Source organism: Dokdonella aquatica, from assembly GCF_051987395.1.
Taxonomy (GTDB): Bacteria; Pseudomonadota; Gammaproteobacteria; order Xanthomonadales; family Rhodanobacteraceae; genus Dokdonella.
Genome location: NZ_CP197094.1, coordinates 1,126,497 through 1,151,142 on the forward strand (window position 1 = coordinate 1,126,497; position 24,646 = coordinate 1,151,142).

At 68.1% G+C, this 24,646-nt stretch carries 19 protein-coding genes, 2 tRNA genes and 1 rRNA gene; 9 read left to right on the forward strand and 13 right to left on the reverse strand.

Annotated elements, in window-relative coordinates; all coding sequences use genetic code 11:
- Positions 1–161 precede the first annotated feature (161 nt).
- The 4 genes from ACQQ2N_RS04975 to tyrS form a co-directional block, all read right to left on the reverse strand.
- Positions 162–237, reverse strand: a tRNA-Ala gene (locus ACQQ2N_RS04975).
- A 26-nt stretch (positions 238–263) separates the two neighbouring features.
- Positions 264–340: transfer RNA gene (locus ACQQ2N_RS04980), tRNA-Ile, on the reverse strand.
- A 146-nt stretch (positions 341–486) separates the two neighbouring features.
- A 16S ribosomal RNA gene (locus ACQQ2N_RS04985) occupies positions 487–2,023 on the reverse strand.
- A 459-nt stretch (positions 2,024–2,482) separates the two neighbouring features.
- The gene (gene tyrS, locus ACQQ2N_RS04990; RefSeq protein WP_440224576.1) at positions 2,483–3,694 is read right to left on the reverse strand and encodes a tyrosine--tRNA ligase; all 1,212 of its coding nucleotides are present in this window, start codon (positions 3,692–3,694) and stop codon (positions 2,483–2,485) included.
- Between the two features lie 174 nt (positions 3,695–3,868).
- On the opposite strand from tyrS, the gene ACQQ2N_RS04995 reads away from it, so the two are divergent.
- Both ACQQ2N_RS04995 and ACQQ2N_RS05000 read left to right on the forward strand, forming a co-directional pair.
- A complete protein-coding gene (locus tag ACQQ2N_RS04995) occupies positions 3,869–5,323 on the forward strand; it encodes a peptidoglycan DD-metalloendopeptidase family protein (RefSeq protein ID WP_440224577.1) in 1,455 nt (484 codons plus the stop codon).
- Positions 5,324–5,326: 3 nt separating this feature from the next.
- The gene (locus tag ACQQ2N_RS05000) at positions 5,327–6,457 is read left to right on the forward strand and encodes an anhydro-N-acetylmuramic acid kinase (RefSeq protein ID WP_440224578.1); all 1,131 of its coding nucleotides are present in this window, start codon (positions 5,327–5,329) and stop codon (positions 6,455–6,457) included.
- 4 nt (positions 6,458–6,461) lie between these two features.
- On the opposite strand, the gene ACQQ2N_RS05005 is transcribed toward ACQQ2N_RS05000, so the two are convergent.
- Genes ACQQ2N_RS05005 through ACQQ2N_RS05015 form a run of 3 tightly spaced genes read right to left on the reverse strand, consistent with a single transcriptional unit; the run spans position 6,462 to position 8,888 of the window.
- Complete coding sequence (locus tag ACQQ2N_RS05005) at positions 6,462–6,725, reverse strand: hypothetical protein (RefSeq protein WP_440224579.1); 264 nt, start codon at positions 6,723–6,725, stop codon at positions 6,462–6,464.
- 49 nt (positions 6,726–6,774) lie between these two features.
- Positions 6,775–8,091 carry an AmpG family muropeptide MFS transporter gene (locus ACQQ2N_RS05010; RefSeq protein WP_440224580.1) on the reverse strand — a complete coding sequence of 439 codons (1,317 nt, stop codon included), beginning with the start codon at positions 8,089–8,091 and terminating at the stop codon, positions 6,775–6,777.
- Positions 8,088–8,888 carry an exodeoxyribonuclease III gene (locus ACQQ2N_RS05015; protein WP_440224581.1) on the reverse strand — a complete coding sequence of 267 codons (801 nt, stop codon included), beginning with the start codon at positions 8,886–8,888 and terminating at the stop codon, positions 8,088–8,090. The genes ACQQ2N_RS05010 and ACQQ2N_RS05015 overlap by 4 nt, the downstream gene beginning before the upstream one ends.
- A gap of 109 nt (positions 8,889–8,997) precedes the next feature.
- Between ACQQ2N_RS05015 and pyrE the strand changes: the two genes are divergently transcribed.
- The gene (pyrE, locus tag ACQQ2N_RS05020) at positions 8,998–9,639 is read left to right on the forward strand and encodes an orotate phosphoribosyltransferase (protein WP_440224583.1); all 642 of its coding nucleotides are present in this window, start codon (positions 8,998–9,000) and stop codon (positions 9,637–9,639) included.
- Positions 9,640–9,697: 58 nt separating this feature from the next.
- Positions 9,698–10,342 carry a DUF4124 domain-containing protein gene (locus ACQQ2N_RS05025; protein ID WP_440224584.1) on the forward strand — a complete coding sequence of 215 codons (645 nt, stop codon included), beginning with the start codon at positions 9,698–9,700 and terminating at the stop codon, positions 10,340–10,342.
- Between the two features lie 19 nt (positions 10,343–10,361).
- On the opposite strand, the gene ACQQ2N_RS05030 is transcribed toward ACQQ2N_RS05025, so the two are convergent.
- The 3 genes from ACQQ2N_RS05030 to coaBC all read right to left on the reverse strand — a co-directional run bounded on the left by ACQQ2N_RS05030 (position 10,362) and on the right by coaBC (position 14,590).
- Complete coding sequence (locus ACQQ2N_RS05030; RefSeq protein ID WP_440224585.1) at positions 10,362–12,785, reverse strand: phosphomannomutase/phosphoglucomutase; 2,424 nt, start codon at positions 12,783–12,785, stop codon at positions 10,362–10,364.
- A 123-nt stretch (positions 12,786–12,908) separates the two neighbouring features.
- Positions 12,909–13,373 carry a dUTP diphosphatase gene (dut, locus tag ACQQ2N_RS05035; protein WP_440224586.1) on the reverse strand — a complete coding sequence of 155 codons (465 nt, stop codon included), beginning with the start codon at positions 13,371–13,373 and terminating at the stop codon, positions 12,909–12,911.
- Positions 13,370–14,590 (reverse strand): bifunctional phosphopantothenoylcysteine decarboxylase/phosphopantothenate--cysteine ligase CoaBC, encoded by a 1,221-nt coding sequence (gene coaBC / locus ACQQ2N_RS05040; protein ID WP_440224587.1) that lies wholly within the window; start codon positions 14,588–14,590, stop codon positions 13,370–13,372. The genes dut and coaBC overlap by 4 nt, the downstream gene beginning before the upstream one ends.
- A 123-nt stretch (positions 14,591–14,713) precedes the next feature.
- Here coaBC and radC point away from each other — a divergent pair, with 123 nt between their 5' ends.
- The 4 genes from radC to ACQQ2N_RS05060 all read left to right on the forward strand — a co-directional run bounded on the left by radC (position 14,714) and on the right by ACQQ2N_RS05060 (position 19,244).
- Complete coding sequence (radC, locus tag ACQQ2N_RS05045; RefSeq protein WP_440224588.1) at positions 14,714–15,376, forward strand: RadC family protein; 663 nt, start codon at positions 14,714–14,716, stop codon at positions 15,374–15,376.
- Positions 15,377–15,455: 79 nt separating this feature from the next.
- Positions 15,456–16,535, forward strand: coding sequence for a hypothetical protein (locus ACQQ2N_RS05050; protein ID WP_440224589.1), 1,080 nt, complete (start codon positions 15,456–15,458; stop codon positions 16,533–16,535).
- A gap of 382 nt (positions 16,536–16,917) precedes the next feature.
- The gene (argS, locus tag ACQQ2N_RS05055) at positions 16,918–18,600 is read left to right on the forward strand and encodes an arginine--tRNA ligase (protein WP_440224590.1); all 1,683 of its coding nucleotides are present in this window, start codon (positions 16,918–16,920) and stop codon (positions 18,598–18,600) included.
- Positions 18,600–19,244 carry an SPOR domain-containing protein gene (locus tag ACQQ2N_RS05060; protein WP_440224591.1) on the forward strand — a complete coding sequence of 215 codons (645 nt, stop codon included), beginning with the start codon at positions 18,600–18,602 and terminating at the stop codon, positions 19,242–19,244. The genes argS and ACQQ2N_RS05060 overlap by 1 nt, the downstream gene beginning before the upstream one ends.
- Before the next feature lie 45 nt (positions 19,245–19,289).
- On the opposite strand, the gene ACQQ2N_RS05065 is transcribed toward ACQQ2N_RS05060, so the two are convergent.
- The 3 genes from ACQQ2N_RS05065 to speA form a co-directional block, all read right to left on the reverse strand.
- Positions 19,290–20,600, reverse strand: coding sequence for a PQQ-dependent sugar dehydrogenase (locus tag ACQQ2N_RS05065; RefSeq protein ID WP_440224592.1), 1,311 nt, complete (start codon positions 20,598–20,600; stop codon positions 19,290–19,292).
- 185 nt (positions 20,601–20,785) lie between these two features.
- A complete protein-coding gene (locus tag ACQQ2N_RS05070; protein ID WP_440224593.1) occupies positions 20,786–21,661 on the reverse strand; it encodes an NAD(P)-dependent oxidoreductase in 876 nt (291 codons plus the stop codon).
- Complete coding sequence (gene speA, locus ACQQ2N_RS05075) at positions 21,658–23,541, reverse strand: biosynthetic arginine decarboxylase (RefSeq protein WP_440224594.1); 1,884 nt, start codon at positions 23,539–23,541, stop codon at positions 21,658–21,660. The genes ACQQ2N_RS05070 and speA overlap by 4 nt, the downstream gene beginning before the upstream one ends.
- Before the next feature lie 235 nt (positions 23,542–23,776).
- Here speA and speE point away from each other — a divergent pair, with 235 nt between their 5' ends.
- Complete coding sequence (speE, locus tag ACQQ2N_RS05080) at positions 23,777–24,634, forward strand: polyamine aminopropyltransferase (RefSeq protein WP_440224595.1); 858 nt, start codon at positions 23,777–23,779, stop codon at positions 24,632–24,634.
- The last annotated feature ends 12 nt before the right edge of the window (positions 24,635–24,646 follow it).

A 24,646-nucleotide genomic window follows, 5' to 3' on the forward strand; every position in this document is an offset into this window, starting at 1 on the left:
AACAACTCGTATTACTTCGCCTACTTGCCTCAACGACACGTTCGACTCGTTCGAGCCAAAACGCTTATTACGTCCCAAGTTTTCAAAGAACACGGTGCCGACCTCAACGTCGGTCCGTTTCAAATCATCAATTCGTGTGCGCGCCGTTCAATGCGAGAATCTGGTGGAGCCAGTCGGGATCGAACCGACGACCCCCTGCTTGCAAAGCAGGTGCTCTCCCAGCTGAGCTATGGCCCCAGATGTGTGCCATCGGCATGACCAAATGGTGGGTCTGGGAGGACTCGAACCACCGGCCTCACCCTTATCAGGGGTGCGCTCTAACCACCTGAGCTACAGACCCAATCTGGAACGGGCCGTGTGACCCGTGGCGCCAACGCATCAACGAACCGTCCTCTCGGACCGTTCGAGCATGTGCCGCTGCCGGCTTTCTCGTTGAACGTGCAAGTGCCTTGTGTGGACGCCTTGGGATGGCGAAGTCTTATCTCGAAAGGAGGTGATCCAGCCGCACCTTCCGATACGGCTACCTTGTTACGACTTCACCCCAGTCATGAACCACTCCGTGGCAAGCGTCCTCCTTGCGGTTAGACTACCTGCTTCTGGAGCAACCCACTCCCATGGTGTGACGGGCGGTGTGTACAAGGCCCGGGAACGTATTCACCGCGACAATGCTGATTCGCGATTACTAGCGATTCCGACTTCACGGAGTCGAGTTGCAGACTCCGATCCGGACTGAGATTGGCTTTCTGGGATTGGCTCCACCTCGCGGTCTTGCAACCCTCTGTACCAACCATTGTAGTACGTGTGTAGCCCTGGCCGTAAGGGCCATGATGACTTGACGTCATCCCCACCTTCCTCCGGTTTGTCACCGGCAGTCTCCCTAGAGTTCCCACCATTACGTGCTGGCAACTAGGGACAAGGGTTGCGCTCGTTGCGGGACTTAACCCAACATCTCACGACACGAGCTGACGACAGCCATGCAGCACCTGTGTTCCGATTCCCGAAGGCACTCCCGCATCTCTGCAGGATTCCGGACATGTCAAGGCCAGGTAAGGTTCTTCGCGTTGCATCGAATTAAACCACATACTCCACCGCTTGTGCGGGCCCCCGTCAATTCCTTTGAGTTTCAGTCTTGCGACCGTACTCCCCAGGCGGCGAACTTAACGCGTTAGCTTCGACACTGAGCACCTAAGTGTGCCCAACGTCCAGTTCGCATCGTTTAGGGCGTGGACTACCAGGGTATCTAATCCTGTTTGCTCCCCACGCTTTCGTGCCTCAGCGTCAGTGTTGTCCCAGATGGCCGCCTTCGCCACTGGTGTTCCTCCCGATCTCTACGCATTTCACCGCTACACCGGGAATTCCACCATCCTCTGACACACTCTAGCTGGCCAGTATCCACTGCAGTTCCCAGGTTGAGCCCAGGGCTTTCACAGCAGACTTAACCAACCGCCTACGCACGCTTTACGCCCAGTAATTCCGAGTAACGCTTGCACCCTTCGTATTACCGCGGCTGCTGGCACGAAGTTAGCCGGTGCTTATTCTTTGGGTACCGTCATTCCCGCCGGGTATTATCCGACAGGTTTTCTTCCCCAACAAAAGTGCTTTACAACCCGAAGGCCTTCTTCACACACGCGGCATGGCTGGATCAGGCTTGCGCCCATTGTCCAATATTCCCCACTGCTGCCTCCCGTAGGAGTCTGGACCGTGTCTCAGTTCCAGTGTGGCTGATCATCCTCTCAGACCAGCTACGGATCGTCGCCTTGGTGGGCTTTTACCCCGCCAACTAGCTAATCCGGCATCGGCTCATCTTATCGCGAGAGGCCTTGCGGTCCCCCTCTTTCACCTTACGGTCGTATGCGGTATTAGCGTAAGTTTCCCTACGTTATCCCCCACAACAAGGTAGATTCCGATGCATTCCTCACCCGTCCGCCGCTCGCCGCCAGGTTGCCCCGCGCTGCCGCTCGACTTGCATGTGTTAGGCCTGCCGCCAGCGTTCACTCTGAGCCAGGATCAAACTCTTCAGTTGAACTCTTTGGTCAAGGCCGAAGCCCCAACCGATTTCTTCCGAGCGTGATCCAAGCATTTGGTTAAAGCTATGCTTTGACTTCTTGCTTGGACGCTCTTGATAACATCGATGGACTGTCATCCACCTCAAGGCGCCCACACAAGTCACTTGCGCACACTGTCAAAGATCAATGGCTTGCGAGGTCTTCTTCACCTCGCACCCCAGGACATTTCGTCCGAGGGAGCCGCTCACTATACAACCATTTTCGAAACCGTCAACACCTCGCAGCGATCTTTTTCAGCACCACCGCGTCAGTCCAGACCGCTTCTCCAACACCCCGCCGACACCCCGTTCCCAGGGCCCCGCTGCGAGGGGGGCGAATCCTAACGAGGCATCGACGACTTGGGAAGGGGTCGGACGAGATTTTTTTCGTCCGCGCCAACCGACCCCAGGAAACATGCGGGTCGCGTGTCGTGATCGTCACGCACCGACGAGTCGGACGCGCGCGAACGTGCGCTTGCCGACCTGCACGACACCCTCGAAGCCCGGCAGGAACACCCGCTGCGGATCGGACACGACCTCGCCGTCGAGGCGCACCGCGTTTTCCTTGAGCTTGCGCGAGGCCTCGGAGTTGCTCGCGGTGAGGCCCGCCGCAGTGAGCAGCCCCGCGATGCGCAAGCCTTCGGCCGGCACCATGATGTCGGTGAGCGGCAGCAGGCTCGTGTCGCCCTCGCCGCGCACCACCGCATGCCAGCCCGCGACGGCCTGCTCGGCAGCCGCCGCATCATGGAACCGCGTCGCGAGCTCGCGCGCGAGGCGCAGCTTGAGGTCGCGCGGGTTGAGCTGCCCGCCTTCGATGTCCGCCCGGAGGCTCTTCGCCTCGGCAATCGAGATCTCGAAGCTGAGCAGGTCGATCCAGCGCCACATGAGCGTGTCGTCGATCTTCATCGTCTTGGTCACGATGTCGATCGCGGGCTCGCTGATGCCGATGTAGTTGCCGAGCGACTTGGACATCTTGGCCACGCCGTCGAGACCCTCGAGCAGCGGCATGGTCAGCACGACCTGGGGCGGCTGGCCGTGGTGCTCCTGCAGGCCGCGGCCCATGAGCACGTTGAAGCGCTGGTCGGTGCCGCCGAGCTCGACGTCGGATCTCAACGCCACCGAGTCGTAGCCCTGCACGAGCGGGTAGAGGAACTCGTGGATCGAGATCGACTGCTGGGCGGCGTAACGCTTGGCGAAGTCGTCACGCTCGAGCATGCGCGCGACCGTATGCTGGCCGGCGAGCCGGATCATGTCGGCGGCGCCCATGGCGCCGAACCACTCGGAGTTGAAGCGCACCTCGGTGCGCTCCCGATCGAGCACCTTGAAGACCTGGTCCTCATAGGTACGCGCGTTGGCCAGCACGTCCTCGCGCGTCAGCGGCTTGCGCGTGACGTTCTTGCCAGAAGGGTCGCCGATCATGCCGGTGAAGTCGCCGATCAGGAAGATGACCTGGTGGCCGAGCTCCTGGAACTGCCTCATCTTGTTCAGCAGCACGGTATGGCCGAGGTGCAGGTCCGGCGCGGTCGGATCGAAGCCGGCCTTGACGCGCAGCGGGCGGCCCAGCTTGAGCTTCTGCTCGAGCTCCTCGCGCTTGATGATGTCTTCGGCGCCCCGACCGATCAGGTCGAGCGCGGCGGTGATGTCCTGCATGGTGGTCCTCGAGCTGGAAAGGCGGCGGAAACGACCCGCCGCAGCCATCCGGAAGTGATGGCGCGGTTAATTGTTCGTTAACTGAAGAAGTTCACGCAAGTCCGCGCCAGTATTGACGTTGACGTCGGTCTTCAGGCGCCGTTATGGTACGTGGCCAGTAGCCGGAACGCGATTGTGACCGAGACAAGCCCGCCGTCCCAGGACGCCAAGAAAGTTGCCCGCCGGCTCGCCCTCAGGCGCCGCGCGCAGCGCAAGCATTTCCACTTCTACCTGCGCAACCAGACGTGGACGTTCCTGCAGAACGTCGCCGCCGCGCCGGTCTCGTGGCGCCGCGAGCACTGGGTGCTCGGCGGCACCGCCGTCCTGCTGACGCTGCTGGTCGGCGTGATCATGCCGACCTTCGCGAGCGCGACGCGCACCGATCCCGTCGACATGCCGTACACGACGCTCGAACTCGACCTGCCCGCGCTGCCGGCCGGCGCCGAGGCCGAGGCGGCCGTCGCCGCGCTCGCGGCCGACGGCGCGCTCGATCCGGACTGGCGCATCGTCGAGGTGCGCTCGGGCCAGACCTTGTCGGACATCTTCCGCGAGCAGGGCCTGAGCCCGAACGAACTGCAGCGCGCGCTCGATGCGCAGGCCGATGCGACCGCGCTGCGCCGCATCCGTCCTGGCATGGAGTTCGCGTTCGACATCGACGCCGAAGGCGCGTTGCGCGCGATGCGCTTCGACCGCGACGACAGCACGCGCGTCGTGCTCAATTTCGCCGACGGCAAGGTGCAGGAAGAGATCGAGGACCGCGCCGTCGAGCGCCGCGTCCAGGTCGCCCACGGCGTCATCTCGCGTTCGCTGTTCGAGGCCGCCGACCAGGCCGGCATGAGCGATCCGATGGTGCTCAAGCTCGCCAATGCATTCGGCTACGACATCGACTTCGCGCAGGACCTGCGCGTCGGCGACAGCTTCAGCGTCATCTACGACCAGGTCTACCGCGAAGGCGAGCGCCTGCGCGACGGCGACATCGTCGCCGCGACCTTCATCAACCAGGGCAAGCGCTTCACCGCAATCCGCTACACCAACGCGCAGGGCGAGACGCTGTTCTACACCGAGGACGGCCGCCCGCTGCGCAAGGCGTTCCTGCGCACGCCGGTGGAGTTCACGCGCATCTCCTCGCGCTTCACCGCGGGCCGCATGCACCCGGTGCTCGGCAAGATGCGCGCGCACCGCGGCGTCGACTACGCCGCGCCGACCGGCACGCCGATCCGCGCCGCCGGCGACGGCAAGATCACGTTCCGCGGCTGGCAGGGCGGTTACGGCAACGTCGTGATCATCCAGCACAACGGCCAGTACACGACGCTGTACGGCCACATGTCGCGCTTCGCCAACGCCAAGGTCGGCCAGCGCGTAAGCCAGGGCTCGATCATCGGCTACGTCGGCGCGACCGGCCTTGCGACCGGCCCGCACCTGCACTACGAATTCCGCCTCGGCGGCAAGCACCGCGATCCGCTCACGGTCACGCTGCCGAAGGAAGAGCCGCTGCCCGCGAGCGAACTGGCGACGTTCAAGCAGCGCGCCAACCCGCTGCTGGCCCGCCTCAAGATGGTCGAAGGCACGCGTCTCGCCCGCGCCGACTGACGCGTGGCCACGCCGGACACGGCTCTTTACCTCGGGCTGATCTCGGGCACGAGCGCGGACGGCATCGACGCCGCGCTCGTCCGCTTCTCGCCGCGCACCGAGATCCTCGCCGCGGCGACGACCCCCTACTCCGCTACCTTGCGCGAGCAGCTGCTCGCGCTGACGGCACCCGGCGCGGCGATCCCGCTCGACGCGCTCGGCGCGCTCGATGTCGAGGTCGGTCGCTGCTTCGCCGACGCCGCGCTCGCCCTGATCGCCTCGGCCGGCCTCACGCCCGCCGACGTGCTCGCGATCGGCTCGCACGGGCAGACGATCCGCCATCGCGGCACCGGCACGCACCCGTTCTCGATGCAGATCGGCGATCCGTCCGTGATCGCCGAGCGCACCGGCGTATGCACCGTGGCCGACGTGCGCAGCGCCGACGTCGCCGCGGGCGGGCAGGGCGCGCCGCTCGCACCGGGCGTGCACGCCGCGCTGTTCGCCGATCGCGCACCGTGCGCCGTGCTCAACCTCGGCGGCATCGCCAACCTGACGCTGCTCGGCGCCGACGGCGCCGTGCTCGGCTTCGACACGGGCCCCGCGAACGGCCTGCTCGATGCCTGGCACGCGCGTCACCGCGACGGCGACTGCGATCGCGACGGTGCCTGGGCCGCCACCGGGCGCGCGGACACCGCACTGCTCGAGGTGCTGCTCGCCGAGAGTTACTTCTCGGCTCCGGCGCCGAAGAGCACGGGTCGCGAGGTGTTCAACCTCGCGTGGGTCGAAGCACGTGCAGACATCGCCGCCCTCGATCCCGCCGACGTGCAGGCGACGCTGCTCGCGCTGAGCGCACGCACGATCGCCGATGCGCTGCGCCGCGAGGCACCGCCGTGTGAACGCGTCTACGCCTGTGGCGGCGGCGTGCACAACGGCGCGCTCATGCGCGCGATCGCGGCCGACATCGCGCCGGCGACGCTGACGACCACGGGCGATGCCGGTGTCGATCCCGATGTCGTGGAAGCCGTGCTGCTGGCCTGGCTCGCGCGCGAGCGGATCGCCGAAAGGCCCGGCAACGTCGTCACGGTGACCGGCGCGCGCGGGCCGCGACTGCTCGGCGCGATCCACGACGGACGCGGCATCGGCCGTCCACGCTGACGAGCTATTCGAACGACGGTCCCGATTCGACGCGCTTGAAGGCTTCCATCGCTTCGCGGAACGCCTGGTTCTCGGTCGCGTGCCAGAGGCCCGGCAGCATCACGCCGTCGTCGCCGGCGCGCGGCACGATCTCGCGATCACTGAGGCCGAGCGCGTAGCGCAACGCGTCGCGCGCGAGCACGTTCGACGGGAGGCCGCGCTCGCTGGCGAGAGCCTCGAGGCGTTCGATCGTCGCGGTGTCGAGGTCGTTGACGAGGAGATCCGGCATGGCGCGCTCCCGGGAAACACGCCGAGCATGCCAACCCGACCGCCTCGTGTCACGGCACTCCGTCGCGTTGCGGCGCATCGGCGATGCGCGGCCACAGCCATGCGAGCACGGCCAGTGTCGGGATCACGGTCAACGCGCTGAGCACGAAGAACGTGCCGTACGACGTGTTCTCGACGATGTACCCCGAAGCACCACCGACGAACTTGCCCGGCAGGTTGGCGAGCGAGACGAGCAGCGCGAACTGCGTCGCCGTGAACGCGCGGTCGGTCAGCGACGACATGAACGCGACGAGCACCGTGCCGGCGAAACCCTGGAACAGGTTGTCGGCCGTGATCGCGGCGTAGAACGCCCAGATCTGCGAGGGATTCTGCGCCATGAGCAGGAAGGCGAGGTTCGACAGCGCCACACCGATCGCCGCGCAGAGCAGCATGCGCCGGAAGCCGAACGCGGCGACCGCGATGCCGCCAAGGAAAGCGCCCGCGATGCCGGTCCAGACGCCGTAGAGCTTGGACACGGTCGCGATGTCGGCCTTGGTGTAGCCCGAATCGAGGTAGAACGGCCCGGCCATGACGCCGATGACCTGATCGGGGAACTTGAACAGGCCGACGAACACCAGCAGTGCCGCGCCGAGTGCGAGGCCGTTGGTCGCGAAGAACGACGAGAACGGCTGCCAGAACGCACCCACGACGTCGATGCGTCGCTGCACCGACACCACCGGGGCCACGGGTTCGCGGCTCAGCAGCGTCGCGACGAAAGGAATCGCCATGAGCGCGGCCATCGCGAGGTAGGCGAAGCGCCAGTCGCGGAACTCGGCGAGGTACAGCGCGCCCGCGCCGGACAGGATCAGCCCGATGCGGTAGCCGAGCGTGTACGTCGCCGCGAGGGCAGCCTGCGCCTCCGCGGGCGCGATCTCGATGCGGTAGGCATCGACGACGGAATCCTGCGTGGCGCCGGCGAACGAGGCCACGAGCACCCACGCGACGAGCGCGAACACACCGTCCTCGGGGCGCACGAGCGCGAGCGCGGCGAGGCCGATCCCGACGACGAACTGGGAGGCGATCAGCCACGACCGGCGGCGGCCGAGGAAGGCCAGGCCCGGCAGCGCATAACGGTCGATCAGCGGCGCCCACGCGAACTTGAGCAGGTAGAAGAAGCTCGCGAGACTGATGAGGCCGATGTCGGACAACTGCAGGCCGGCGTCGCGCAGGCGCGTCGACAGCGTCATCGACGCGATCAGCAGGAACGGCAGGCCGCAGCCGAAGCCGAGCGCGGCCATCGTCGCCGCGGCCGGCGTGCCGAACGCGCGCCGGATCCCGGCCCAGCCCTTGTATGACGTTGGCGGCGCAGTGTCCGCCGGCGTGCTCACAAGGTGTAGTCCACGATGTACGGGGCGTGGTCGGAGAAGCGCGGCACCGGTGCGACCGAGCAGGCCTTCACGCGGTCACGCAGCGACGGCGTCGCGATCTGGTAGTCGATGCGCCAACCGACATTGTTGGCGCGCGCGGCGCCGCGGTTCGACCACCAGGTGTATTCGACGGCATCGGGCTTGGCGACGCGGAACGTATCGATCCAGCCGTTCGTCGGCGCCGGCGTGTCGTCGCCACAGGCATCGGTGATCATGCCGTTGAGCCAGGCGCGCTCGCGCGGCAGGCAGCCCGAGTTCTTCTGGTTCGAGCTCCAGTTCCTGATGTCGTTGCGCGAACGCACGATGTTCCAGTCGCCGCACAGCACGTAGTCGCGGCCGCTCGCGAGCCATTCCGCGAAGACCTTGCCGAGGAAGTCCATGACCTCGTACTTGAAACCCTGGCGCTCGTCGCCCGACGTACCCGAAGGGATGTAGAACGAGACCACGCTGAGGTTGCCGTAGCGCGCCTCGATGTAGCGGCCCTCGTCGTCGAACGGTGCCCAGCCGAGCGCCGTGCGCACCTCGTCGGGCTCGCGCTTCGAATAGATCGCGACACCGCTGTAGCCCTTCTTCGTGATCGCGTCGCGGTAGAAGCTGTGGTGGCCGTCCGGACGGAACATCGGATCGGTCAGCTGGTCTTCCTGGGCCTTGGTTTCCTGGATGCAGGTGACGTCGGCGTCCTGCGCGCGCAGCCAGTCGAAGAAACCCTTGGTGGCGGCCGAACGGATGCCGTTGGCGTTGAAGCTGATGATGCGCATGGGGGAGAGGTCGGCGTCGCGGGCGGCCAGCGTAACGGCCCCGCGACGGTGCGCCAAGTGCGCATGCGGCGCGGCTATCATGCGCGTCCCGCGCCCCGGAGCCCGTGCGATGCAGCCCTACCAGCGTGACTTCCTCGACCTCGCGATCGCCCGCGACGTGCTGCGCTTCGGCGAGTTCACGCTCAAGTCCGGGCGCGTGAGCCCGTACTTCTTCAATGCAGGCCTGTTCCACTCGGGCAGCGCCCTGGCGATGCTCGGGCGTGCCTACGCACAGAGCGCCGTGCAGTCGGATGTCGCGTTCGACCTCGTCTTCGGTCCCGCCTACAAGGGCATCGCGCTCGCCGCACTCGCCGCCGCCGCGCTCGCCGACCACCATGACCGCGACTTCGCCTACGCGTACAACCGCAAGGAGGCCAAGGCCCACGGCGAAGGCGGCACGCTCGTCGGCGCTCCGCTGCAGGGACGTGTGCTGATCATCGACGACGTGATCACGGCCGGCACCGCGATCCGCGAATCGCTCGCACTGATCCGCGACAGCGGCGCGACGCCGGCCGGCGTGCTGATCGCCCTCGATCGCGAGGAGCGCGGCCAGGGCGAGCGCTCGGCTGCACAGGAAGTCGCCGAGGAGCACGGTATTCCGGTGATCGCGATCGCACGCCTGACCGACCTGCTCGCGTACACGGACGGCCACCCGCGACTCGCCGGCCACCGACCGGCGCTCGAGGCCTACCGCGCGCGTTACGGGGTGTGACCGCGCGCGCTGCGCGCGCCGCGGCGGCTCGCCTATACTCGGCGCAAGGAGACCTCCCATGCGTCCACTGACCCGCGCCATCGCGCTGACGATCTGCTCGACCGCCCTCGCCGCCACGGCGCTCGCGGTGGGTGGCACGCGCTACAAGTGGCGCGATGCCGATGGCAACCTCCACTATGCCGACTCGCTTCCGCCCGAGGCGTCGGCGCGCGGCTATGAGGTCATCAATGCGCAGGGCATCGTCGTGCGCCGCGTCGAGCCGGCAAAAACCGCCGCGCAGATCAGCGCCGAGAAGGACGCCAAGGTGCGCGAGCAAGCCGCGCGCGACGTGGCCGACGCGCAGTCGCGCAACGACCAGCAGATGCTCGCGGCATATCCGACCGAGGCGGACCTCAAGCGCGCGCAGACGCAGCAGCTGCAGATGGTCGACCAGAACATCCGCAGCGCCGAGATCGGCCTGCAGAGCCAGGAGCGCAGCCTGTCGGAGATGCTCGGCAATGCCGCCGACTACGAAGGCAACGGCAAGCCGCTGCCGGCCGTGCTCTCCAAGCAGATCGCCGACCTGCGCAAGCAGATCGAGGCACAGCACGCCGTCGTCGACAAGCGCCGCGCCGACCGCGAGAAGACCCTCGCGACGTTCGCGAGCGACCTCGAGCACTACAACAAGCTCAAGGCCGCCGAGGCCGCGCGCACGCCCCAGTAGGGCGTACGCGCCGCCCTCCTCAGAACGGAAGCGGCATCGCGCGGTCGATCGCGTGGAACTGCTGGCGGAAGACTTCCTGGATGCGCGCGAGGGCAGCCTCGTTGTCGGCATCGAAGCGCAGCACCAGCACCGGCGTCGTGTTCGACGCGCGGACCAGTCCCCAGCCGTCCGGCCAGTCCGCACGCACGCCGTCGATCGTGGTCAGGCGCGCGCCCTCGAAGCTCGACTTCGCCTTGAACGTGTCGATGAAGCGGTAGTGCTCGCCCTCGTGAAGCGGGATCTTGAGTTCCGGCGTCGACACGCCCTTCGGCACGCTCGCGAAGATCTGCTCGGGCGTGCGGCCATCGAGGTCACCCGCGACGATCTCGAGCAGGCGCGCGGCGGCATAGATGCCGTCGTCGAAGCCGTACCAGCGCTCGGCGAAGAAGAAGTGGCCGCTCATCTCGCCGGCGAGCTGGGCATCGGTCTCGCGCATCTTGGCCTTGATCAGCGAGTGGCCCGTACGCCACATGATCGGGCTGCCGCCGTGCTGCAGGACGATCGGCTGCAGGTGGCCCGTGCACTTCACGTCGTAGATGATCGTGGCGCCGGGATTGCGGCTCAGCACGTCGATCGCGAACAGCATCAGCAGGCGATCGGGGAAGATCACCTCGCCGCTCTTCGTGACGACGCCGAGGCGATCGCCGTCGCCGTCGAACGCGAGTCCGAGATCGGCGCCGGTCTGCTTCACCGACAGGATGAGGTCCTGCAGGTTGTGCGGATCCGACGGATCGGGGTGGTGGTTCGGGAACTCGCCGTCGACCTCGCAGTACAACGGGATCACCTCGCAACCGATGCCCTCGAGCACGGCGGGTGCGACGGCGCCGGCGACGCCGTTGCCGCAGTCGACGACGACCTTGAGGCGACGCTCGACCTGGATGTCGCCCGTGATGCGGTCGACGTAGTCCTGGGTCAGGTCCATGACCTGCAGCCCGCCACTGCCCTCGCTGAAGCGGCTTTCGGCGATGCGTGCGTAGAGGTCCTGGATCGCACCTTCGGAGAGCGTCTCGCCACCGAGCACGATCTTGAATCCGTTGTAGTCGGGCGGATTGTGACTGCCCGTGACCGACACGCACGATCCCGTCTGCAGCTGATAGGCCGCGAAATACGTCAGCGGGGTCGGCGCGAGGCCGATGTCGATGACATCGATGCCCGACGCGCGCAGACCTTCGTTGAGCGCACCGGACAGTTCCGGACCCGAGAGGCGGCCGTCGCGCCCGACGACGATCTCGCGCAGGCCGCGCTCGCGCGCCTCGCTGCCGATCGCGCGGCCGATAAGGCGCGCGATGCCTGGCGTCAGGGTCGTGCCGAGTACGCCACGGATGTCGTAGGCGCGGAAGATGCTGCGGTCCACGCTCACCGGGGCTTCTTCGTCCCTGCGCGCCGCGGATTGCGGCTGCGCCGGCTTTCCGGCCGTCGCCGACGTGGCGGACGGCTTCGCAGGCGTACCCGCAGCCTGCTGTTTGATCGCTTCACCCAAGGTGATCTCCTCGTGACCCGAACGATGGGAAGCCGAGCGCAGACGCTCGACTGCCCCTTGCATGCCGACCTGCCTGAGCCAGAGCGCCACGAATGCGGCGAACAGCACGAAGGCGGTGAGCGGAAACAGCACCCACATGTTGCGGGTGACGACGATCGCATAGTCCGCGTCGGCCACGCCGAGGCGCAGACGTGATCCGGGAACCGGTTCGCCGAGGTCGCCGATCGACGTCTCGGTCGACGATCCCACGCTGGCGAGCACGAGGTCGCCGCGGCCGTCGCCCTGACGCAGATCCACGCGGCCACCGCCCGGCGACACGCCGCTGAAGGCTCGCAAGACCGTCTCGAACGGCAACTGAAGGTAGGCGTACGCGACGGCCTGCCCGTTGGCGAGCACGGGCATCGCGAGCACGAGCTCGAAGCCTCCCTTGAGGTCCGAACGGGCCTGCACCGGCGCGGGCTTCGAGGTCGATTGCGCCTGCATGAGCATGTGGGCGCGCGCATAACCGAAACGCGCGAGATCCTGCTTGAGGATCTCCATGAGCTTGGGACTGTAGAAACTCGCGTCGACGAGCTCGGGCCATGCCTGCCGCGCCGCAGCGGCCGCGCCCGCGAGCGCCTGCTCCTCGTCCGGACCGGACAGGGCCTCAACGATGGCCGGCGACGCGAGGACCTGCTCGGCCTTCGCGGTGGTCGCGGCGACTTGCGCACCGATCGCCGCGATCTGCTGGCGGCGGGCCGCCTCGGCCTGCTCGAGGCTGCCGCTGGCCTGGTAGACCAGCGAACTCTGCCAGATGAGGAAGAACGCGAGCAGCATGAGGAACGTCGCGACCGCGAGCGGCAGCAACACGCGCCAGTTGGGCCTGATCGCAGGCAGGCGCGCGGTGCGCCGGGCCTTTCCGGTGCTCTCGCCGTTGTCCGCCATCACCGCGTCCGTCCCATGGTGGTTCCCCTTGCCGTGCACGCCTGCGGCGTACCGCGCGTAGCGTAACAAGTCGGGAACGCATGCGCAGGACGCCGCGCACAGTCCGCGCGGCAGTCGGCCGGATCAGGCCCTGCCGGAGCTTCCGAAGCCACCCTCGCCGCGCACCGTCGGCTCGAACGCATCGACGACCTCGAAGCAGGCCCGCATCACGGGCATGACGACGAGCTGGGCGATGCGTTCGCCGGGCTCGATCGTGAAGGCCTGCATCGAACGGTTCCAGCACGAGACCATGAGCGGCCCCTGGTAGTCGGCATCGATGAGGCCGGTACCGTTGCCGAGCACGATGCCGTGCTTGTGGCCGAGTCCCGAGCGCGGCAGCACCAGCGCGCACAAGGCGGGGTCGCCGATGTGGATCGCGATGCCACTCGGCAGCAAGGCGGTCGCGCCCGGCGCGAGCTCGAGCGGCGCATCGAGCATCGCGCGCAGGTCGAGCCCGGCTGAACCCTCGGTGGCGTACTGCGGCAGCGGCCACTGCGTGCCGAGGCGCGCATCGAGCACGCGCAGGCGGATCGATGTCGTCGCCGTCATGCGCGGCGTGCCTTCGAAGAGGCCCGGTAGCGTGCCGCGACGCGGTCCAGCAGCGCCGCGGCGATGACGCGCTTGTCGGCGCGCTCGAGCTGCTCGCTGCCGTCGGCCCAGATCAGCAGCAGCGCGTTCTCGGCGCACTCGAAACCGAGGTCGTTGCCGACCTGGTTGGCGGCGATCATGTCGAGCTTCTTGCGCTCGAGCTTGCCGCGCGCGTAGCGCTCGAGTTCGTCGGTCTCGGCGGCGAAGCCGACCAGGAAAGGTGGCGCGTCGAGGGACGCCACGTCGGCGAGGATGTCGGGATTCTGGACCAGGTCGAGCCGGATCGGCTCCCCGGACTTCTTGAGCTTCGACGCCGACACGACTTCGGGACGGAAATCGCCCACGGCGGCGGCAGCGATGTAAATGTCGTGCACGGGTGCCGCGGCGAGCACCGCGTCGTGCATCTCGCGGGCGCTGCGCACGTTGCGGCGCGACACGCCAGGCGGTGTCGGCAGCGCGACGGGACCCGCCACGAGCGACGTGTCCGCGCCATGCGCCGCGGCGGCCTCGGCGATCGCGAACCCCATGCGCCCGGAGCTGCGGTTGCCGATGTAGCGGACCGGATCGATGTCCTCGAACGTCGGTCCTGCACTGACGAGGATGCGCAGTCCCTCGAGCGTCTTCGGTCCGCGCCCGACGGCGACGGCAGCGATGATGTCGGCCGGCTCGAGCATGCGCCCGTCGCCGACCTCGCCGCAGGCTTGGCCGCCCGACGCGGGGCCGAGCACGCGCACGCCGCGCTGGCGCAGCAGCGCGACATTGGCCTGGGTGGCCGCATGCGCCCACATCTGCCGGTTCATGGCCGGCACGACGGTGACCGGTGCGGCGGTCGCGAGCACGAGGGTGGCGAGCAGGTCGTCGGCGCGGCCGACCGCGAAGCGCGCGAGCGCATCGGCCGACGCCGGTGCGACGAGCACCTCGTCGGCCCAGCGCGCGAGCTCGATGTGGCCCATCGCAGCCTCGGCGGAGCTGTCCCACAGCGTCGTGCGCACGGGGTTGCCCGACAGCGCCTGGAACGTGAGTGGCGTGACGAACTGTGTCGCGCCCTCGGTCATCACCACGCGTACCTCGGCGCCCGCGTCGCGAAGCCGGCGGACGAGGTCGGCAGCCTTGTAGGCGGCGATGCCCCCGGTGACACCGAGCAGCACGCGGACGCCGTCGAGCGGCAGAGCAGCCATGGGAAGGACGTTTTCTTACGACGGAAAGGGCCGATAGCTTACCGAAAACCACCCCCGCCTCCGCTGCCCGATCGGCATATCGATGGATAGTCTGGCTCTTTCGCAAAGGCCAGGGAGGCGACGATGGGCATCCGCGAATGGCCCGAGGACGAGCGGCCGCGCGAGAAACTGCGTGCACGCGGCGCCACGGCCCTGTCCGACGCCGAGTTGCTCGCGGTGTTCATCGGCTCCGGGGGACGCGGCCGCACGGCCGTCGATGTCGGCCGCGACCTGCTTGCGACACACGGTGGACTGCGTGACCTGCTGCGCCCCGCGAAGGTCCGCAAGGGCGTCGGCGCCGTCGCGTGGTGCCGCCTGCAGGCCGCGCTCGAACTCGGGCGCCGCTACCTCGATGCCGAGCTGCGCGAACCCGACGCCCTCGCCGATCCGGAAGCGAGCGGGCGTTACCTCAAGGCACGCCTCGACGCGTACCCGTACGAGGTCTTCGCGTGCCTGTTCCTCGACAACCGCCATCGCGTGATCGCGTTCGAGGAGCTGTTCCGCGGCACGATCGACGGCGCCAGCGTGCACCCGCGCGAGGTCGTCCGGCAGTGCATCGCCCACAATGCCGCGGCGGTGATCCTCGCCCACAACCACCCGTCGGGCATCGCCGAGCCGAGTGCAGCCGATCGTGCGATCACGCTGCGCCTGCGCGACGCGCTCGCACTCGTGGACGTGCGCGTGCTCGACCACTTCATCATCGGCCACGGCACGCCGACCTCGTTCGCGCGCCGCGGATTGCTGTAAAGATCGACGCCCGTGCGCATTTTCGTCTCGCGCCGACGTCATATACTCGGGCACAGCCAGGACGCGAGCCCGCCCATCGGTGATCTTCCCGTTTCCCCATGCGTTCCCCGCCGACGCTTTCGAGCGCGCCGTGCCGGATGCCGCGAGCGCCCTGACGCTCGGCGGCGATCGCATGGCGGGACTCGAGGCCGCACTCGCCGCGCGCCGCGCGGAGCTCGCGCCGCTGCTCGTGCTGCGCAACGACGGCGACGCACTGCTCGCGCGCACCGAGGACGCGATCCGCATCGGTTACGCCCGCCTCGCGCTGCGGCACGGCCACTGGGGCAACGACGTTCACGCGTACCACAACGAGGGCCACGTCCTCGAGATCCTGCGCGACCGCATCGGCCGCGTGGTCACGACACACGGCATCCATGCCCTCGGCCTGCGCGACTGGTGCGCGCTCGGCCTGTTCGCGGCTTGCCATGACCTGCGCCAGCGCGAGACGGCCGAATACGCGGCAGGCGTCGGCGCTAACGAGCGTGCGAGCACCGAGGAGACCCTGCGCATCCTCGATGCGGTCGGCTTCGCGGCCGATGACGACATGCGCATCTGGCTCGACCTCATGATCGCCGGCAGCACGTTCGATGCGCGCCCGGCACCCGGTGGCGCCGCGTTCAACCCCGCGGAGCTCGTGCAGTCCGGCGGTGCGCTCGCGGCCAAGCTCGACGCCAAGCTCGACAAGCATCGTCCAGGGTGGCGCGACGACGCCCGTATCGTGCACGCGCACGATCTCTCGCTCCTCGCCGCCGACCTCGATACCGCGAACGTCGCCGAACCATTCGCGCGCTTCGCCTCGAGCGCGCGCAACCTCTGCCTCGAACGCGAGATGCTGTGCCGCCGCGACCTCGACGCCGCGGACAGCGCGATGCCCGTGCTCGGCTTCCTCACCGACGGGCAGGACCGATTCTTCTTCGACCTGCATCGCTTCAATTCCGCTCTGGGCCGTGAAACGTTCCAGGACGCGAAAACGGGCAACGCAGCCCGCGTCAAGTCGCTCGGCATGGGCCTGCGCGCGCGCCTCGCCGTCGGCGGCATGCCGGGGAGCGGGCGTGACGTGCTCGCCGCCTACGACACCGTGGTCGCACGCATCGCCCCGGCGGCCGCAGCACGCGCGTGACGCGTCCGGTGCCTTGCGTCAAGCGATTTATGCACATGCCGCAGCGCGCCAAGGAAACATGCAGAAATCCCGCACCTGCGCTGGGGGCAACGAAATAAATCCTTTTATTTCATTCACTTGCGTACCCATCGGACCTGAATGCCCGATGCGTGCTTGACATTGCGGGAAACCCCGCCCGCCTCGCGGCGGCATTCCCCCACAGAGTTATCCACAGGCTCGCGCAGCGACTCCCGGGAGCTTGTCCATCAATCCCTTGGCGCGCGTTCCTGCCCCGGGCGCGAGGATGCGCACGCAAGCCACGGATGCGGCGGTGCCGCACGGCATTCCGTGATCACGGCGAGGGCCCTACAATGGACGGTCCTGCCGATCGACGAATCCTTCCGTGAAAGACGTCCTGCGCGAGCTCATCCTCAACGCGCTCGCTGACCTGCGCGCCCGCAACCTGCTGCCCGACGGCGACGTGCCGTCGTTCACGGTCGACCGCACGCGCAACCGCGACCACGGCGACTTCGCCAGCAACATCGCGATGACGCTGGCCAAGCCCGCCGGTCGCAAGCCGCGCGAGGTCGCGGAAGCGTTCGCGCAAGTGCTCTCCGACCCGCGCATCGCGCGCCTCGAGATCGCGGGCCCGGGCTTCCTCAACGTGTTCCTGTCCGACGAGGCCACCCACGACGTCATCCGCACGATCCACGCGCAAGGCGAGGCGTTCGGCCGCAACACGGCCGGCGCGGGCCGCAAGCTGCAGATCGAGTTCGTCTCGGCCAATCCGACCGGTCCGTTGCATGTCGGCCACGGGCGCGGCGCCGCCGTCGGCGACAGCCTCGCGCGCGTGCTCGAGGCGAGCGGCTGGGGCGTGACGCGCGAGTTCTACTACAACGACGCCGGCGCGCAGATCCAGAACCTCGCGCTGTCGGTGCAGGCACGCTGCAAGGGTGTCGAGCCCGAGCAGGACGGCTGGCCCGCCGACGGCTACCGCGGCACCTACATCGTCGACGTCGGGCGCGACTACCTCGCGCAGGCCACCGTGCACGCCGACGGCCAGGACGTCACCGCCGCGGGCGATGCCGAGGACCTCGACGCGATCCGCCGCTTCGCGGTCGCGTGGCTGCGCCGCGAGCAGGACCTCGACCTGCGCGCGTTCGGCGTCGCCTTCGACGTGTACTTCCTCGAGTCCTCGCTGTATGCCGAAGGCAAGGTCGAGGAGACCGTGCGCGAGCTCGTCGCGGCCGGCCACACCTACGAGCAGGACGGCGCGCTGTGGCTGCGCACGACCGACTTCGGCGACGACAAGGACCGCGTCATGCGCAAGTCCGAGGGCGGCTACACGTATTTCGTGCCCGACGTCGCCTACCACCGCAACAAGTGGCAGCGCGGTTTCGGCCGCGTGATCAACGAGCAGGGCGCCGACCACCACTCGACGGTCACGCGCGTGCGCGCAGGCCTGCAGGCACTCGACATCGGCATCCCGAAGGGCTGGCCCGAGTACGTGCTGCACCAGATGGTCACGGTTATGCGCGGCGGCGAGGAGGTCAAGCTCTCCAAGCGCGCCGGCAGCTACGTGACCGTGCGCGATCTCATCGACGAGGTCGGCCGCGACGCGACACGCTACTTCCTCGTCGCGCGCAAGACCGATTCGCAGCTCGTGTTCGACATCGACCTCGCGCGTGCGCAGACCAACGACAACCCGGTCTTCTACATCCAGTACGCCCACGCGCGCGTCTGCAGCGTGCGCCGCCAGCTCGCCGAGCGTGGGGTCGTCGCCGACCTCCCCGCCGGCCTCACCGCGCTCGCGCGCCTGGACAGCGAGCACGAGCGCGTGCTCATGAGCGAGCTCACGCGCTACCCTGAGGTCGTCGAGGCCGCGGCGACCAACCTCGATCCGCAGCTCGTCGCGCAGTACCTGCGCGAACTCGCCGCGGCGTTCCACGGCTACTACAACGCGCACCACTTCATCGTCGACGACGCGACGCTGCGCGATGCGCGCCTCGCGCTCGCCGAAGCCGCCCGCGTGGTGCTGCGCAACGGACTCGACCTGCTCGGCGTGTCCGCACCGGAGAGCATGTGATGGCGACGCGTTCACGCAAGCAGGCAACCCGCGGCGGCTCGCGCCAGTGGCCGGCCTGGGTCTGGCTCGGCATCGGCGTACTGCTCGGCCTCGCCGGAGCGGTGGTGTTCCTGGCCGGCAGCTGGGCGCCGATGCTGCGGGGGAACAAGCTGCCGCAGCCGAATCCGGCCGCGGTCGCGCCGCGCGAGAGCGATCCGCCCGTCGCCGACGGCAAGGACGCCAAGCCGAAGAAGGCTTTCGATTTCTACTCGGTGCTTCCCGAGATGGAAGTCGTCATCCCCGACGCCGAGATCTCGGCCAAGGCGCGTGACGAGGCCAAGGCACGTGCCGCGGCCGCCCAGCAGCAGGCCCAGACGCCGCCGGGCACCCCGACGCCGCCCCCCGCGGCTGTGGCCACCGGCGGGGCGCGTTACCTGCTGCAGGCAGGGTCGTATCCGAACGCCAAGAGCGCCGAGGAGATCAAGGCCAAGCTTGCACTGAGCGGCTTCTTCGCACAGGTCTATCCGGTCACGATCAACGGCAAGACCTGGCACCGCGTGCGCCTGGGGCCGTATGCGAGTGCGAGCGAACTCGAAGCCGCCAAGGCCTCGCTCGCCGAGAACGGCGTCAACGCGATCGCGCTCAAGGAAGAAGCCGGGCGCTGAGCCCGCGCCGTGCGCCTTCGTCGGAAGGCGCACGGTTGCCCTGCATCAGTCGTCGAAGCCGGACGTGAAGATGCGCTCCGATGCGAAGCGGTACACGGTGCCGCTCGAGGTATGCGCGACGTAGAGGTTGCCTGCCTCGTCCTCGCCGAAACCCGAGTAGGTGCCGTAGCCGTTGGCGTCGTCGCGCCAGATGCTCGTGGTCCACGCACCACCGGTTCCGGGCTTGGCGAACCAGATCTCGCTCGTGCACGAGTCCGCGTAGACGTACATGCCGCGCAGCGGACCGATCGGACCACGGAAGCGGAACCCGCCCGTGACCGCGCAACGGCTGTTCGTGTGCGTGTACTCGAGCACGGGCAACACGTTGGGAGCGACCGGCGGCGCACAGACGTTGGCGCTGTTGTACGTCGCGGACCCTTCCAGGCAGCGCCAGCCGTAGAAGGTCGGCTCGGTCGAACCGGCCACGCGGAGGTTGATCTCCTCGACGTTGTTCTGGCCGACGTCGCCGATCCAGAAATCGCCGGTCTCGCGGTCGAAACTCGTGCGCCACGGATTGCGGAATCCGTGCAGCCAGGTCTCGTCGCAGGTGTTGCCCGTCGCGACGTGCGGGTTGTCGGACGGAATCGCGTACTGTGCGGGCGAGATGCCGCTGGAGCCGCACATGTCGGCCGTCACCGCGCCGCCGCGCGTGTCGACGTCGAGGCGCAGGATCTTGCCCATGAGGAAGTACGTCGGCGTGCCCGTGCCGCAGTTCGCGGGCGTGCTGTCGAGCGCCTTCTTCCACAGGCACATCGCGAAACCGTGCGGATCGCCCTGCGAGCCGCCGTCGCCGGTCGCCATGTAGAGGTAGCCGTCGGGGCCGAAGTGGATGTCGCCGCCATTGTGGTTGGAGGCATTGTCCGGCACGCGCAGCACGACGGTGCCCGCCGGGTTCGCCGTGTCGGAATCGAGCGACGGCACCGTGTAGCGCGCGAGCGCGACATCGGGTGACGAGCCGAGGCGGGGCTCCGAGCCCGCGCGGTTGTAGGCGACGTAGAACTCGTCGTTGTGCGGCAGGCCGACCTTGCCGAAGTTCGGATGGAACGCGAGGCCGAGCAGGCCGCTCTCGCCTCCGGACGTCACCGGAACGCTCACGAACGGCGTCGTCAGCAACGTGCCGTTCTTGACCACGCGAACGGTACCGGACTGGTTGACGATGAACACGCGTCCGCTGCCGTCATGCGGCGCGCGGATCGCGACGGGAGCTCCGGTGCCTGTCGCGAACGTCACGAGCGTGAGGTCCGACGGGGCCGTCTGGGCCATCGCCATGGGCGCGGTGCCGGCGAGCAACGCGGCCGCCAGGAGGGTCATTCGCATGTCGGATCTCCGATGGTGGCGCCGGAGGGGATCGGCGCGCGGGTGAGGGGCAACGTGGCAATCGAGCGTGCAGCACGGGCATCGCAGCGCGCCATTGTCGAACGGCGCGACGGCACATGCTGCCACGCACCTCACGGAACCTCGACGGCCACCGTGGCTCGGGTGCGTGGAACGTTGTGGAGACGTTAAGCGGCCGACTTGCGCTTGAGCCGGATCAGCGAGGAGATGTCGTCGTCGCCATGCCCTTGAGCCATGAGCACGGCGTAGTCGGCGAGCGCCTTCTCGATGATGCTGCGGTCGGTGCCGGCGCTGCGCGCGAGACCGTTCACGATCTTGAGGTCCTTGTGCAGCAGCGCGAGCTTGAAGCCCACCTTGAACTCGTCGCGCAGCATCGTCGCGCCACGCTTGTCGAGGAACCAGTTGCCGGCCGCGCCCGCACCGAGCGTCGGCAGCAAGGTTTCGGCGTCGAGCCCGAGCGCCTCGCCCAGCGCGAGGCCTTCGCACACGGCCTGCGCGATGCCCGCGACGAGCACCTGGTTGACCGCCTTGGTGTCCTGGCCCGCGCCGACACCCCCCATGTGGCTGAGCTTCGCCGCGTAGGCCTCGAGCACGGGTCGCGCGCGTTCGAGCGTCGCCGCCTCGCCGCCGACCATGACCGACAGGCGACCGTTGATCGCACCCTCGACGCCACCCGACACGGGTGCATCGAGGAAATCGCTGCCGACCGCACGCAGGCGTGAGGCGGCCTCGCGAGCGGTTACCGACGACACGGTGGAGTGGTCGACGACGATCGTGCCCGGTCCTGCATGCGCGACGATCGTGTCGACCGCAGCGAGCACGTCGGCGTCGGCCGGCACGCACAGCGCGATGACGTTGCAACCACGCGCGAGGGCCTCGAGCGAATCGACCGCGTCGACGCCGAACGTGCGCGCGCCGTCGACGACCTTCGCCGGCGTGCGCGTCCACACCGCATGCAGCAGACCGACGCGCGCGAGGTGCCCGGCCATCGGCCAGCCCATCGCGCCGAGTCCGACGAACCCGGCCGTGATCGTGCCCATCATGCGTTCTCCGCGAGGTAGGTGTAACCGGTCAATCCGGCCTCGAGCGAGGCTTCGAACGCCTGTGCGGTGGCCGCGTCGACGCCGGCCGCGTCGATCTTCTCGCGGTACGCGGCGCGCAACGCGGCGAGGTCGTAGCCGACGTAGTCGAGCATGAGATCGGTGGTGTCGCCGCGGCGCAGGTGCGTGAATGTGTAGCCGTCGCCGTCGAGCTTGACGTTGACCGCGTCGGTGTCGCCGAACAGGTTGTGGATGTCGCCGAGTGTCTCCTGGTACGCGCCGACCATGAACAGGCCGAGCAGGTACGGCTTGTCCTCGGACACCGCGTGCAGCGGCAGGCTGACGTCGACGCCGTCGGCATCGACGTAGCGGTCGATGCGGCCGTCCGAATCGCAGGTGAGGTCGGCGATCACGCCGCGTCGGTCGGGCGCCTTGTCGAGGCCCGCGATCGGCACGATCGGGAACACCTGGTCGATCGCCCAGATGTCGGGGGCGGACTCGAACACCGAAAAGTTGACGAAATACTTGTCGACGAGCGTCTCGTTGAGTTCGTCGAGCACCTGGCGGTGCGAACGCTCGTCGGGCTTGAGACGCTCGCGCACCGCGTTGACGATCGCGTAGTAGAGATCGTCCAGGCGCGCGCGGTCGGCAAGCGTGAGCTGGCCGAGCGCATACAGCGACTGGCCTTCCGAAAGGTGGTACTGCGCCTCGTGGTAGAGCTCGGTGGCCGGACGCGTGCCGATCTCGGCATGCGCCTCGCGCAGGCGGCGCAGCACGGCCGGTTCGTCGTCGCGCTCGGACGGCACGGCGCCCGCCGGCGCCTGCTCGACCTCGCTCACGTTGACGACGAGCACCGCGTGGTGCGCTGTCAGCGCGCGACCGGATTCGGTCAGCACGTGCGGCGGCTCGAGTCCGTTCTCGGTGCAGGCCTCGGCGAGCGCGCCGACCACGCTCGAGGCGTACTGGTCGAGGCCGTAGTTGATCGAGCAGTCCGAACGCGAGCGCGTGCCCTCGTAGTCGACGCCGAGGCCGCCACCGACGTCCATGTAGCGGATCGGCAGGCCGAGCTGCGAGAGCTCGACGAAGTAGCGCACGGCCTCGCGCATGCCACGCGTGATGTCGCGCACGTTCGACATCTGCGAACCCATGTGGAAATGCAGCAGCTTGAGCGTGTGCGTGAGCTTCGCCGCGCCGAGTTCGTCGATCAGCGTGAGCAGCTGGCGCGGCGTGAGGCCGAACTTGGCCTTGTCGCCACCGGAGTTCTGCCACTTGCCCGCGCCGAGGCTCTTGAGGCGCATGCGCACGCCGAGCAGAGGCTCGACGCCGAGCGCGGCGGCCTCCTCGATCACGTAGCGCAGCTCCGACGGCTTCTCGATGACGATGAAGATGTCGAGGCCGAGGCGGCGGCCGATCAGCGCGAGGCGGATGTACTCGCGATCCTTGTAGCCATTGCAGATGACGATGCTGCCGCGGCGTGCGAGCGCGAGCACGGCCATGAGTTCGGGCTTGGAACCGGCCTCGAGGCCGAAGCCCTCGCCGCCGTTCGCGGCGAGCTCGCCGGCGACGTTCTTCTGCTGGTTGACCTTGATCGGGTAGATCGCGGTGTAGCCGCCGGGATAGTCCCAGTCGGCCATGGCCTTGGCGAACGCGCGCTGCTGGCGCTCGCGTCGGTCGTTGAGGATGTCGGCGAAGCGCACGAGCAGCGGCAGGCGCGCGCCACGCGAGCGCGCGTCGGCGACGATCGCGGCGAGGTCCAGCGCGGTGCCTTCGCGGCGCGGCCGCACGAGGATCGTGCCGGCGTCGCCGACGTCGAAATAGCCTTCGCCCCAATGCGGGATCGACCAGGTGTGGCGCGCGTCGTCCTTGCTCCAGGAATGGGTCATCGTTCTCTCCGGGTGGCAGCGACGTCGCAGCGGCGGGGCCTGGACGCGAACACCCCGCGGATCGGAAGCCTCGCACGCCGCGGGATCCTCGGGGGCGCACAGTGTAGCGGCCCGTTCCTGTCCGTGCGTTTACAACGATCCGGCCCGTGACGCCGTGCCGTGTCCAACCGTCATGCCGACCCGCTACAATCGTGCGCTTTTCCCGCCACCGATCCCTCTCCACAGGACAGCCGCCATGTCGCAGCCAGAGACCACCTGGTTCACCGAAGAACACGAATCGTCGGGTTCCTCGATCGGGTTCCGCACGCGCGAGCGGCTGCACGCCGAGAAGACGCCGTTCCAGTCCATCGAGATCCACGACTCGACCGACTGGGGCAAGCTCATGGTCATCGACGGCTGCATGATGCTGACCACGCGCGACAACTTCCTCTACCACGAGATGATGTCGCACCCGGCGCTGTTCACCCACGCGCGCGCCAAGCGCGTCGTCATCATCGGCGGCGGCGACTGCGGCACGCTGCGCGAGGTGCTGCGCCACGAGGAGGTCGAGAAGGCCGTGCAGGTCGAGATCGACGAGCGCGTCACGCGCCTCGCCGAGAAGTACTTCCCGGAGCTGTGCGAGGCCAACGACGACCCGCGCGCCGAGCTGCTGTTCGACGACGGCATCAAGTACATGGCCGACTGCGAGCCCGAGTCGGTGGACGTGGTGATCGTCGACTCGACCGACCCGGTCGGTCCGGCCGAAGGCCTGTTCAACGCCGCGTTCTACTCGAGCTGCTTCAAGGCGCTGCGTCCCGGCGGCATCTTCGTGCAGCAGAGCGAGTCGCCGCTGGCCCACCTGCAGCTGATCAAGTCGATGCGCGCGGCGATGCGCACGGCGGGGTTCCAGGCCGTGCGCACGCTGACGTTCCCGCAGCCCTGCTACCCGACCGGCTGGTGGAGCGCGACGATGGCGCGCAAGGGCGCCGACCTGTCGGGCTTCCGCGAGCGCGGCGCGCAGACCAAGCAGTTCGAGACGCGCTACTACAACGCCGAGATCCACAAGGCGGCGCTGTCGATGCCGGAGTTCATGCGCAGGGAACTCGGCGAGTAAGCCGAACCTGCC